A 12,460-nucleotide genomic window follows, 5' to 3' on the forward strand; every position below is an offset into this window, starting at 1 on the left:
TAGTCTTAATGGGGGTAATCTCATATGGAACAGCTGCGTGCCGAACTTAGCCATCTGCTTGGTGAGAAATTAAGTCGGGTCGAATGCGTGAGTGAAAAGGTCGATACTGCGCTTTGGTCGTTGTATGACAGCCAGGGTAATCCAATGCCGCTGATGGCCAGAAGTTTCACCTCGCCGGGCGTTGCCAGGCAGCTTGCATGGAAAATGTCGATGCTGGCGCGGGAGGGAACCGTCCGTATGCCGACGGTGTATGGCGTGATGACCCATGAGGAACACCCGGGCCCGGACGTACTGCTGATTGAGCGTTTACGCGGTGTGCCCGTTGAAGCGCCCGCGCGCACGCCGGAACGCTGGGAGCAGCTAAAGGACCAGATTGTCGAGGCGCTGCTGGCCTGGCACCGCCAGGATAGCCGCGGGCTTGTCGGTCCGGTCGACAGCACTCAGGAAAACCTGTGGCCGCTGTGGTATCGCCAGCGGGTGGAAGTGCTGTGGGGGACGCTTAACCAGTTCAACAATACCGGTTTAACCATGCAGGACAAACGTATCCTCTTTCGCACCCGCGAGTGCTTACCGGCGCTGTTTGAGGGTTTTAATGACAACTGCGTGCTGATCCACGGTAATTTCACCCTGCGCAGCATGCTCAAGGACTCCCGTAGCGATCAGCTTCTGGCGATGCTCGGGCCGGGGATCATGCTCTGGGCTCCGCGTGAATATGAGCTCTTCAGGCTCAGCGACAGCGGGGCGGCGGAAGGTTTACTTTGGCATTACCTTCAACGCGCCCCTGTTGCGGAAGCATTTCTCTGGCGGCGCTGGCTCTACCTGCTCTGGGACGAAGTCGCGCAGCTGGTGAACACCGGACGTTTTAATCGCGCAAACTTCGATCTGGCAACAAGATCACTCTTGCCCTGGCTCGCCTGACGATCCTTTCAGCCACTGCCAGAGGCGTCCAAGCGTCTCGTAGCCGACGCGATCGCTATGCATCAGCCACATCGGGGATGGGATCGCCCGTTCCCATGGGTTGAGCGGTGCGTCGATGGCCATCTGGTTTGCCGGTGCGGGAAGCGGGTGCAGGCCTTGTTTCTCGAAGAAAATCATCGCGCGCGGCAGGTGTGAGGCGGAGGTCACCAGTAAGAACGGCGCATCGCCAATCGCCTGCTTCACTGCGGCAGCCTCTTCCTCGGTATCTTTTGGGCTGTCCAGGGTGATAATCGATGAACGGGGTACGCCGAGCGATTCCGCGACCCTGGCGCCCGCTTCAGCCGTACTCACCGGGTTCGTTTTGGCCGCCGCGCCGGTGAAGATCATTTTTGATCCCGGGTTCGCCAGCCAGAGGCGAATGCCTTCGTTTAGCCGTGGCAGGCTGTTGTTGATCAGGTTTGAACTGGGAGCCCAGTCAGGATCCCAGGTATATCCGCCCCCCAACACCACGATGTACGGCACTTTCTGATTTCCCTGCCAGGTCGGATACTTGTTTTCGATGGGGTCTAACAGACCATCCGCGACCGGTTGCAGGCTCAACAGCAGCAAGACAAACCAGCCGAGCGTGATAACCGTTTTGCCACTCTTCTGAAAGCGGCTGAACCAGACCAGCCCCAGCCCCAGCGCGATGATAATGAGCAGCAGCGGAAGGGGAAGCATCATCGCTCCAACGTATTTCTTCAGGGTAAAAAGCATCCTTTTTGGTTCCTTTTTTGACCATATAGCAAGTGATTACCCGTGATATTACACCAGAGAGGTTCATTCTCCGCGCGGGTGTGACAAAATAGCGGTTTTGTAGTTAGCGAGTGGAACTCTCCCAATGCGGGATCGCAATTTTGATGACATCGCGGAAAAGTTTTCGCGCAACATTTATGGCACCACGAAAGGGCAGCTCCGTCAGACGATCCTCTGGCAGGATCTGGACACCATTCTGACCACCTTTGGTGGACAAACGTTGCGCGTGCTGGACGCCGGTGGCGGTGAAGGGCAGACGGCGATTAAAATGGCCGAGCGCGGTCATCACGTCACGCTTTGCGATCTTTCTGGAGAAATGGTCGCCCGCGCGACGCGTGCGGCAGAAGAGAAAGGTGTGAGCGACAACATGCATTTTATACAATGCGCCGCTCAGGACATTGCACAGCATTTGGAAACCCAGGTTGATCTGATATTGTTTCATGCGGTGCTGGAGTGGGTTGCCGATCCACAAAGCGTGTTACAAACCCTGTGGTCGATGTTGCGACCGGGCGGCACGCTGTCGCTGATGTTCTACAATGCTAACGGCTTCCTGATGCACAACATGGTTGCAGGAAACTTCGACTATGTGCAGGTCGGGATGCCCAAAAAGAAAAAGCGCACGCTTTCCCCGGACTATCCGCGCGATCCGCAGCAGGTTTATGGCTGGCTGGAAGCGATTGGCTGGCAGATTGTCGGGAAGACGGGCGTCAGGGTGTTTCATGATTATCTGCGTGAAAAACACAAACAGCGTGACTGTTTTGACACCTTAACAGAATTGGAAACGCGGTATTGCCGTCAGGAGCCTTTTATCAGCCTTGGCCGCTATATTCACGTCACCGCGCACAAGCCGCAGATGCAAGGATAACCTATGAGTGAATTTTCCCAGACAGTCCCCGAACTGGTTGCCTGGGCCAGGAAAAACGATTTCTCCATCTCGCTGCCGGTAGACAGACTCTCTTTCCTGCTGGCGGTTGCCACGCTGAACGGCGAACGGCTGGATGGTGAAATGAGCGAGGGTGAACTGGTGGATGCTTTCCGCCATGTCAGTGATGCGTTTGAGCAAACCAGCGAAACCATTAGCGTGCGTGCCAACAACGCGATTAACGATATGGTGCGTCAACGTCTGCTGAACCGCTTTACCAGCGAGCAGGCGGAAGGAAACGCCATCTATCGCCTGACGCCGCTGGGCATCGGCATCACCGATTACTATATTCGCCAGCGTGAATTTTCCACGCTGCGTCTTTCCATGCAGCTCTCGATCGTGGCGGGTGAGCTTAAGCGCGCCGCCGACGCGGCGGATGAAAACGGTGACGAATTCCACTGGCACCGTAACGTCTACGCGCCGCTGAAATACTCGGTGGCCGAGATTTTCGACAGTATCGATCTCACCCAGCGCCTGATGGACGAACAGCAGCAGCAGGTGAAAGACGATATTGCCCAACTGCTGAATAAAGACTGGCGAGCGGCCATCTCCAGCTGTGAACTTCTGCTATCAGAAACCTCTGGCACGCTGCGTGAGCTGCAGGATACGCTGGAAGCCGCAGGGGACAAGCTGCAGGCCAACCTGCTGCGCATCCAGGATGCGACGCTGGCGCACGACGATCTGCATTTTGTCGACCGCCTTGTATTCGATCTGCAGAGCAAACTGGACCGCATTATCAGCTGGGGCCAGCAGTCGATCGACCTGTGGATCGGCTACGACCGACATGTGCATAAATTTATCCGTACCGCGATTGATATGGATAAAAACCGCGTCTTTGCTCAGCGTCTTCGCCAGTCGGTGCAGACCTATTTCGATGCGCCGTGGGCGCTGACCTACGCTAATGCCGATCGTCTGCTGGATATGCGTGACGAAGAGATGGCGCTGCGCGATGAAGAGGTAACCGGTGAACTGCCGCCGGATCTGGAATACGAAGAATTTAACGAAATTCGCGAGCAGCTTGCGGCGATGATCGAAGAACAGCTCGCGGTCTACAAAACCAGACAAGCTCCGCTGGATCTTGGACTCGTGGTGCGCGACTATCTGGCGCAATATCCTCGTGCGCGCCACTTCGACGTTGCCCGCATTGTGGTAGACCAGGCGGTTCGCCTGGGTATCGCACAAGCAGATTTCACTGGACTGCCGCCTAAGTGGCAGCCAATTAACGATTACGGAGCCAAGGTACAGGCGCATGTCATTGACAAATATTGAACAAGTGATGCCAGTTAAGCTGGCACAGGCGCTGGCGAATCCGTTATTTCCGGCGCTGGACAGCCAGCTGCGTGCCGGTCGTCACATTGGCTTAGACGAGCTGGATAATCACGCCTTTTTGATGGACTTTCAGGAGTATCTGGAAGAGTTTTACGCACGTTACAACGTGGAACTTATCCGCGCGCCGGAAGGGTTTTTCTACCTGCGTCCGCGCTCTACGACGCTGATTCCGCGTTCCGTGCTCTCCGAGCTGGATATGATGGTCGGCAAAATTCTCTGCTACCTCTACCTCAGTCCGGAACGTCTGGCAAATGAAGGGATCTTCACCCAGCAGGAACTTTACGACGAGCTGTTGACGCTGGCAGATGAGAGCAAGCTGCTCAAGCTGGTGAACAACCGCTCCACGGGGTCGGATCTTGACCGTCAGAAATTACAGGAAAAGGTTCGCTCTTCCCTGAACCGTCTGCGCCGTCTGGGGATGGTCTGGTTTATGGGCCACGACAGCAGCAAATTCCGCATTACGGAATCTGTCTTCCGCTTCGGCGCCGACGTGCGTGCGGGCGATGACGCGCGTGAAGCGCAGCTTCGCATGATCCGCGATGGTGAAGCGATGCCGGTGGAAAACCATTTGCAGCTCAATGATGAGCATGAAGAAAATCTGCCGGATAGCGGGGAGGAAGAGTAATGATTGAACGCGGTAAATTTCGCTCACTGACGCTGATTAACTGGAACGGCTTCTTTGCCCGAACGTTCGATCTGGATGAGCTGGTCACGACGCTCTCCGGCGGTAACGGTGCGGGTAAATCCACCACCATGGCGGCCTTTGTTACGGCGCTGATCCCTGACCTGACTCTGCTTCACTTCCGTAACACCACCGAAGCGGGGGCAACAAGCGGCTCCCGTGATAAAGGTCTGCACGGTAAGCTGAAGGCCGGCGTCTGTTATTCGGTTCTGGACGTCATTAACTCCCGTCATCAGCGAGTGGTAGTAGGCGTGCGCCTGCAGCAGGTCGCCGGGCGCGACCGTAAAGTGGATATCAAACCGTTTGCGATTCAGGGCCTGCCGACCTCCGTGCAGCCGACGGCGCTGCTGACGGAAACCCTGAACGAACGCCAGGCGCGCGTGCTAACGCTGCAGGAGCTGAAAGATAAGCTCGAAGCGATCGAAGGCGTGCAGTTCAAGCAGTTCAACTCGATTACCGACTACCACTCGCTGATGTTCGATCTGGGCGTGGTGGCGCGTCGTCTGCGCACCGCATCAGACCGTAGCAAATACTACCGCCTGATCGAAGCGTCTCTGTACGGCGGTATCTCCAGCGCCATTACCCGCTCCCTGCGTGATTACCTGTTACCGGAAAACAGCGGGGTGCGTAAGGCCTTCCAGGATATGGAAGCGGCGCTGCGTGAAAACCGTATGACGCTGGAAGCGATTCGCGTTACCCAGTCTGACCGTGACCTGTTTAAACACCTTATCAGCGAAGCCACCAACTATGTGGCGGCGGACTACATGCGCCACGCCAACGAGCGGCGCGTGCATCTCGATCAGGCATTAGAATACCGTCGCGAACTGTTTACCTCCCGTAAACAGCTGGTGGCCGAGCAGTACAAGCACGTCGAAATGGCGCGCGAGCTCGGTGAGCATAACGGTGCCGAGGGGGACCTGGAAGCCGACTACCAGGCCGCCAGCGATCACCTGAACCTGGTGCAAACTGCGCTGCGTCAGCAGGAAAAAATTGAGCGCTACGAAGCGGACCTCGACGAGCTGCAAATTCGCCTCGAAGAGCAGAATGAAGTGGTGGCTGAAGCCGCCGAGATGCAGGAAGAGAACGAAGCCCGCGCCGAAGCCGCCGAGCTGGAAGTGGATGAGCTGAAAAGCCAGCTTGCCGATTACCAGCAGGCACTTGACGTGCAGCAGACGCGAGCGATTCAGTACACCCAGGCGTTGCAGGCATTGCAGCGTGCGAAAGAGCTTTGCCATCTGCCTGACCTGACGCCGGACAGCGCCGACGAGTGGCTGGATACCTTCCAGGCCAAAGAGCAGGAAGCCACCGAGAAACTGCTGTCCCTCGAACAGAAAATGAGCGTCGCGCAAACGGCACACAGCCAGTTTGAGCAGGCTTATCAGTTAGTCGTTGCGATTAACGGCCCGCTGGCGCGTAGCGAAGCCTGGGACGTTGCCCGTGAACTGCTGCGCGACGGCGTGAACCAGCGCCATCTGGCCGAGCAGGTTCAGCCGCTGCGCATGCGTCTGAACGAGCTGGAACAGCGCCTGCGCGAGCAGCAGGAGGCCGAGCGTCTGCTGGCGGAATTCTGCAAGCGTCAAGGAAAAAATTACGATTTTGACGAGCTTGAGGCCCTGCATCAGGAGCTGGAAGCGCGTATTGCAGCCCTGTCCGATACCGTCTCAAACGCCAGCGAACAGCGTATGAACCTGCGTCAGGAGCTGGAGCAGATTCAGTCCCGTTCGAAGACGCTCCTGGAGCGTGCGCCGGTCTGGCTGGCGGCTCAAAGCAGCCTGAACCAGCTCAGCGAGCAATGCGGCGAGCAGTTCGAATCCAGCCAGGAAGTGACCGAATACCTGCAGCAGCTGCTGGAGCGCGAGCGCGAAGCCATCGTTGAGCGTGATGAAGTGGGCGCGCGCAAGCGTGACGTCGATGAAGAAATTGAGCGCTTAAGCCAGCCTGGCGGGTCAGAAGATCCGCGCCTGAATACTCTCGCCGAGCGTTTTGGCGGCGTGCTGCTGTCCGAGATTTATGACGACGTTGGCCTGGACGATGCCCCGTATTTCTCCGCGCTGTACGGTCCATCCCGCAACGCGATTGTTGTCCCGGATCTGTCGCTGATTTCTGAGCAGCTTGCCGGCCTGGAAGATTGCCCGGAAGATCTCTACCTGATCGAAGGGGATCCGCAGTCGTTCGATGACAGCGTATTCAGCGTCGACGAGCTGGAAAAAGCGGTGGTGGTGAAAATCGCCGATCGTCAGTGGCGTTACTCCCGCTTCCCGGAGCTGCCGCTGTTTGGCCGCGCCGCGCGCGAAAGCCGCATTGAGAGCCTGCACGCCGAGCGTGAAACGCTGTCTGAACGTTTTGCGACCCTGTCGTTTGACGTGCAGAAAACCCAGCGTCTGCACCAGTCTTTCAGCCGCTTTATCGGCAGCCATCTCGCCGTAGCGTTTGACGCGGATCCGGAAGCAGAAATCCGCAAGCTCAATACCCGCCGTGGCGAGCTGGAACGTGCGATTGCCAGCCATGAAAGTGATAACCAGCAGAGTCGCGTTCAGTTTGAACAGGCGAAAGAGGGCGTTGCTGCCCTTAACCGCATTCTGCCGCGCCTGAATCTGCTGGCGGATGACACGCTGGCTGACCGTGTGGACGAGATCCAGGAGCGTCTGGATGAAGCGCAGGAAGCCGCGCGTTTCGTTCAGCAGCACGGCAATCAGCTGGCGAAGCTGGAGCCCGTCGTGTCTGTTCTGCAGAGCGACCCGGAACAGTTCGAGCAGTTAAAAGAAGATTATGCCTGGTCACAGCAGGTGCAGCGCGAAGCGCGTCAGCAGGCGTTTGCCCTGACGGAAGTGGTGCAGCGTCGGGCCCACTTTGGTTACTCCGATTCGGCGGAAATGCTGAGCGGTAACAGCGACCTGAACGAAAAACTGCGTCAGCGCCTTGAGCAGGCGGAAGCGGAACGTACTCGCGCCCGCGAAGCGATGCGCAGCCACTCCGCTCAGCTGAACCAGTACAACCAGGTGCTGGCCTCGCTGAAAAGCTCCTTCGACACCAAGAAAGAGCTGTTAAACGATCTGCAGAAAGAGCTTCAGGACATCGGCGTTCGTGCCGATAGCGGGGCAGAAGAGCGCGCGCGTATCCGTCGTGACGAGCTGCATTCACAGCTCAGCAATAACCGCGCGCGTCGTAATCAGTTGGAAAAAGCGCTGACCTTCTGCGAAGCGGAAATGGATAACCTGACCCGTCGCCTGCGCAAGCTGGAACGCGACTATCACGAAATGCGCGAGCAGGTCGTGACCGCCAAGGCGGGCTGGTGCGCGGTGATGCGCATGGTGAAAGACAATAACGTTGAGCGTCGTCTGCACCGTCGCGAGCTGGCGTATCTCTCTGCCGATGAGCTGCGTTCCATGTCGGATAAGGCGTTGGGTGCGCTGCGTCTGGCGGTGGCGGATAACGAACACCTGCGCGACGTGCTGCGTATGTCGGAAGATCCAAAACGTCCGGAGCGTAAAATCCAGTTCTTCGTGGCGGTTTACCAGCACCTGCGCGAGCGTATTCGTCAGGACATCATCCGTACCGACGATCCGGTTGAAGCCATCGAACAGATGGAGATCGAGCTGGGTCGCCTGACGGAGGAGCTGACCTCCCGCGAGCAGAAGCTGGCGATCAGCTCCCGCAGCGTGGCGAATATCATTCGTAAAACCATTCAGCGCGAGCAGAACCGTATCCGCCAGCTGAACCAGGGTTTGCAGAGCGTGTCGTTTGGCCAGGTGAACAGCGTGCGCCTCAACGTCAACGTGCGTGAAGCTCACGCGACGCTGCTGGAAGTGCTCTCAGAGCAGCACGAGCAGCATCAGGATCTGTTCAACAGCAACCGTCTGACCTTCTCCGAAGCGCTGGCGAAGCTCTATCAGCGCCTGAATCCGCAGATTGATATGGGCCAGCGTACGCCGCAAACCATCGGTGAAGAGCTGCTGGACTACCGTAACTACCTGGAAATGGAAGTTGAGGTAAACCGTGGCTCAGACGGCTGGCTGCGTGCGGAGTCCGGGGCGCTCTCAACCGGTGAAGCGATCGGTACCGGGATGTCAATTCTGGTGATGGTCGTACAGAGCTGGGAAGATGAAGCGCGCCGCCTGCGCGGCAAAGACATCTCCCCATGCCGACTGCTGTTCCTGGATGAGGCGGCGCGTCTTGATGCCCGCTCAATTGCCACGCTGTTCGAGCTTTGCGAACGTCTCGATATGCAGCTCATTATCGCGGCGCCGGAAAACATCAGCCCTGAGAAGGGCACCACCTACAAACTGGTGCGTAAAGTGTTCCAGAACAGCGAACACGTTCACGTTGTGGGGCTGCGTGGCTTTGCGCCGCAGCCGCCAGAGTCATTGCCGGAAACCACGGCGGACGCTTCCTGAAGCGTCTTCTGACCCGAAGCGGCGCACTGGCGCCGCTTTTTTTTTAAACTTAACTTGTGCTTGGGGCTGCGTTATCTTTAAACTTCTTTACATAAGGTAAGGCAACAGCTTAGCCGTCTACCTATAATGAAATAAAGCCCCAACGTGATGGGCATGTCGTGAAAACAGGGGGCAAGGGATGTTGCTTAAGAAAAAATGTGGTCGTCAGCTGTCTGCGCTGAGTTTATGCCTGGCAGTGATGTTTGCTCCGCTGTTAACCGCCCAGGCCGACGAGCCTGAAATTGTGCCGACTGACAGCTCGGCAACGACAGGCGCGCAGCCAACGTCGTTGTCCCAGCCGCTGGACCAGTCTCCGGCAACGGCTATCATGGCCGGTATTAAACCGCTGCCGGAAGGCATCGACGCCGAATCGCTCAGCCAGCAGCTGCAGTCGGAGCTGCCGTCAGGCTACACGCCTGTCTATCTCAATCAGCTCACGCTCCTCTATGCCGCCCGCGATATGAAACCGATGTGGGAAAACCGCGATGCCGTGCGCGCCTTCCAGCAGCAGCTGGCTGAAGTCGCGATTGCAGGATTTCAGCCGCAGTTTACAAAGTGGGTTGAGCTGTTAACCGATCCTGCCGTCACCGGGCAGGCTCGGGACGTGGTACTTTCCGATGCCATGATGGGCTACCTGCAGTTCGTGGCGGGCATTCCGGTCAACGGCAACCGCTGGCTGTACAGCGATAAGCCGTACAAGCTGGCGACGCCGGCGCTGTCGGTGATTAACCAGTGGCAGTTAGCGCTGGATAACGGCGAACTGCCGCGCTTTATCGCCAGCCTCGCACCGGCGCATCCACAATATGCCACTCTGCACCAGTCGCTCCTCGCGCTGGTGGGCGACTCGCGCCCATGGCCGCAGATGCGCGGTACCGCGACGCTGCGTCCGGGGCAGTGGAGCAGCGATGTGCCTGCTCTGCGGGAGATTTTAACGCGCTCCGGTCTTCTTGATGGCGGGCCAAAGATTGCTCTCCCGGGTGATGATCCACAAAGCGTCGCCGTCAGCCCGTCAGCTCCAGTAAAAGAGAAGAAAGCCGTTGTCCTGAGCAACAAACCCGCGGCTTACGATCGCGAGCTGGTTGCGGCTGTTAAACAGTTTCAGGCCGCTCAGGGGCTGGGGGCCGATGGCGTCATTGGCCAGACGACGCGCGACTGGCTGAACGTATCGCCTGCGCAGAGGGCAGGGGTGCTTGCGCTTAATATCCAGCGTTTGCGCCTGCTGCCGGGAACGCTCTCTACCGGGATTATGGTTAACATCCCGGCGTATTCCCTGGTCTATTATCAGGATGGTAGCGAAAAACTGGCGTCGCGCGTGATTGTCGGTCGTCCGGATCGTAAAACCCCGATGATGAGCAGCGCGCTGAATAACGTGGTGGTTAACCCGCCGTGGAACGTACCGCCGACTCTGGCGCGAAAAGACATTCTGCCGAAGGTCTGGAACGATCCGGGCTATCTGGAACGTCATGGCTATACGGTTATGCGTGGATGGAACAGTAAAGAGGCCATCGATCCTTATATGGTTGACTGGTCGACGATCACCGCGTCGAATCTGCCGTTCCGTTTCCAGCAGGCTCCCGGGGCGCATAACTCTTTAGGGCGCTACAAATTCAATATGCCGAGTTCAGAAGCTATCTATCTGCACGATACGCCGAACCACAACCTGTTCCAGAAAGATACTCGCGCGCTGAGTTCTGGCTGCGTACGCGTGAACAAAGCCTCGGAGCTGGCCAATATGCTGCTGCAGGATGCGGGCTGGAACGATACGCGCATTTCGGATGCCCTGAAGCAGGGGGATACGCGTTACGTTAATATTCGACACAATATTCCGGTCAATCTTTACTATCTGACGGCGTTTGTTGGCGAAGACGGGCGTACTCAGTACCGTACAGATATTTACAATTATGATCTCACCGCGCGATCTGGCGCACAAATTTTGCCAAAAGCGGAACAATTAATCAGGTAAATGAAGCAGTTCGGGAAAAATGATTGTCGTAAGTTAGGGTGAATAAGGGGCTATATCGCTGCAAGCCGCGTCTTCACTGGGGTTGGGCGCCTTGACGTACCCGGTTTTGCCAGTTAAGGTGCCCTTCGTGCGCTAAGCATATTACGATTTCTTTTACCTGTAGACCTGATTATCATGGACAAATTTGACGCTAATCGCCGCAAACTGCTGGCGTTAGGTGGTGTTGCGCTTGGCGCAGCGGCCATCTTGCCGACGCCAGCATTTGCCACCCTCTCGACACCTCGTCCGCGAGTTTTAACGCTCAACAATCTGCATACCGGTGAGTCGCTAAAAGCGGAGTTTTTCGATGGCAGAGGCTATATTCAGGATGAATTAGCAAGACTTAACCATTTTTTCCGTGATTTCCGCGCGAATAAAATAAAAGCCATCGATCCAGGACTGTTTGATCAGCTTTTCCGCCTTCAGGGCCTGCTGGGCACCAGCAAGCCGGTGCAGCTCATTTCTGGCTATCGCTCTATTGACACCAATAATGAACTGCGCGCCCACAGTCGTGGGGTAGCGAAAAAAAGCTATCATACGAAGGGACAGGCAATGGATTTCCATATTGAAGGCGTTTCGTTAGCCAATATTCGCAAAGCCGCGTTATCTATGCACGCAGGTGGTGTAGGATATTACCCCAGCAGCAACTTTGTGCATATTGATACCGGTCCGGTTCGGCACTGGTAATAACGAAACACAGGAGCAGTATGAACTATCGTATTATTCCGGTTACCGCGTTCTCCCAGAATTGTTCATTGATCTGGTGCGAACAGACTAAACTGGCCGCGCTTGTCGATCCCGGCGGTGACGCTGAGAAAATCAAGCAGGAAGTCGCCGACAGCGGCGTGACGCTCATGCAGATTTTACTGACGCATGGTCACCTCGACCATGTGGGTGCAGCGGCTGAACTCGCTAAACACTACGGTGTGCCGATCGTCGGTCCGGAAAAAGAAGATGAGTTCTGGCTGCAGGGTTTACCCGCCCAAAGCCGCATGTTTGGCCTTGATGAGTGTCAGCCCCTGACGCCCGATCGCTGGCTGAACGAAGGAGAGCGCGTTAACGTAGGGAATGTGACTTTACAGGTGTTGCATTGTCCTGGGCATACGCCAGGCCATATCGTCTTCTTTGATGACCAGTCCCGTCTGCTGATTTCCGGCGATGTGATTTTCAAAGGTGGCGTAGGACGCAGCGATTTTCCGCGCGGCGATCACGGACAGCTGATTCAGTCGATTAAACAGAAGTTATTGCCGCTGGGTGATGATGTGACGTTTATCCCTGGGCACGGTCCGATGTCGACGCTGGGCTATGAACGGCTCCATAACCCGTTCCTTCAGGATGAGATGCCTGTCTGGTAACCCGAATAAAAAAAGCCTGCATAA

General features: G+C 56.8%; 8 protein-coding genes and 1 pseudogene. 8 read left to right on the plus strand and 1 reads right to left on the minus strand.

The window, feature by feature from the left end; genetic code table 11:
• The first annotated feature begins 24 nt into the window (after positions 1–24).
• Positions 25–918: a YcbJ family phosphotransferase gene (locus V1587_RS09940; RefSeq protein ID WP_371898408.1), complete on the plus strand. Its 894-nt coding sequence runs from the start codon at positions 25–27 to the stop codon at positions 916–918.
• On the opposite strand, the gene elyC is transcribed toward V1587_RS09940, so the two are convergent.
• On the minus strand, positions 895–1,674 hold the full coding sequence (elyC, locus tag V1587_RS09945; protein WP_371898407.1) for an envelope biogenesis factor ElyC: 780 nt from the start codon (positions 1,672–1,674) through the stop codon (positions 895–897). The genes V1587_RS09940 and elyC overlap by 24 nt on opposite strands.
• Before the next feature lie 124 nt (positions 1,675–1,798).
• Here elyC and cmoM point away from each other — a divergent pair.
• The 7 genes and pseudogenes from cmoM to V1587_RS09980 all read left to right on the plus strand — a co-directional run bounded on the left by cmoM (position 1,799) and on the right by V1587_RS09980 (position 12,436).
• A pseudogene (gene cmoM, locus V1587_RS09950) lies at positions 1,799–2,589 on the plus strand (tRNA uridine 5-oxyacetic acid(34) methyltransferase CmoM).
• The gene (gene mukF, locus V1587_RS09955; protein WP_371898406.1) at positions 2,582–3,904 is read left to right on the plus strand and encodes a chromosome partition protein MukF; all 1,323 of its coding nucleotides are present in this window, start codon (positions 2,582–2,584) and stop codon (positions 3,902–3,904) included. The pseudogene cmoM and the gene mukF overlap by 8 nt, the downstream one beginning before the upstream one ends.
• Complete coding sequence (gene mukE / locus V1587_RS09960) at positions 3,885–4,589, plus strand: chromosome partition protein MukE (RefSeq protein ID WP_008499954.1); 705 nt, start codon at positions 3,885–3,887, stop codon at positions 4,587–4,589. Before mukF ends, mukE begins: the two co-directional genes overlap by 20 nt.
• On the plus strand, positions 4,589–9,040 hold the full coding sequence (gene mukB / locus V1587_RS09965; protein WP_371898405.1) for a chromosome partition protein MukB: 4,452 nt from the start codon (positions 4,589–4,591) through the stop codon (positions 9,038–9,040). Before mukE ends, mukB begins: the two co-directional genes overlap by 1 nt.
• Before the next feature lie 178 nt (positions 9,041–9,218).
• Complete coding sequence (gene ldtD / locus V1587_RS09970; RefSeq protein WP_371898404.1) at positions 9,219–11,042, plus strand: L,D-transpeptidase; 1,824 nt, start codon at positions 9,219–9,221, stop codon at positions 11,040–11,042.
• A gap of 174 nt (positions 11,043–11,216) precedes the next feature.
• Entirely contained in the window at positions 11,217–11,768 is a 552-nt protein-coding gene (locus tag V1587_RS09975; protein WP_371898403.1) for a DUF882 domain-containing protein, read from the plus strand.
• Positions 11,769–11,788: 20 nt separating this feature from the next.
• Positions 11,789–12,436, plus strand: a complete 648-nt coding sequence (locus tag V1587_RS09980) for an MBL fold metallo-hydrolase (RefSeq protein WP_033145105.1) — start codon at positions 11,789–11,791, stop codon at positions 12,434–12,436.
• The last annotated feature ends 24 nt before the right edge of the window (positions 12,437–12,460 follow it).

Origin of the sequence: Enterobacter sp. ECC-249 (assembly GCF_043965265.1) — a bacterium.
Taxonomy (GTDB): domain Bacteria; phylum Pseudomonadota; class Gammaproteobacteria; order Enterobacterales; family Enterobacteriaceae; genus Enterobacter; species Enterobacter quasiroggenkampii.

Excerpts from the sequence above, each read along its gene's own strand:
- mukB (WP_371898405.1), top strand. The coding sequence starts at position 4,589 with ATGATTGAACGCGGTAAATTTCGCTCACTGACGCTGATTAACTGGAAC.
- mukE (WP_008499954.1), top strand. The coding sequence starts at position 3,885 with ATGTCATTGACAAATATTGAACAAGTGATGCCAGTTAAGCTGGCACAG.
- elyC (WP_371898407.1), bottom strand. The coding sequence starts at position 1,674 with ATGCTTTTTACCCTGAAGAAATACGTTGGAGCGATGATGCTTCCCCTT.
- mukF (WP_371898406.1), top strand. The coding sequence starts at position 2,582 with ATGAGTGAATTTTCCCAGACAGTCCCCGAACTGGTTGCCTGGGCCAGG.
- ldtD (WP_371898404.1), top strand. The coding sequence starts at position 9,219 with ATGTTGCTTAAGAAAAAATGTGGTCGTCAGCTGTCTGCGCTGAGTTTA.
- V1587_RS09940 (WP_371898408.1), top strand. The coding sequence starts at position 25 with ATGGAACAGCTGCGTGCCGAACTTAGCCATCTGCTTGGTGAGAAATTA.
- V1587_RS09980 (WP_033145105.1), top strand. The coding sequence starts at position 11,789 with ATGAACTATCGTATTATTCCGGTTACCGCGTTCTCCCAGAATTGTTCA.
- V1587_RS09975 (WP_371898403.1), top strand. The coding sequence starts at position 11,217 with ATGGACAAATTTGACGCTAATCGCCGCAAACTGCTGGCGTTAGGTGGT.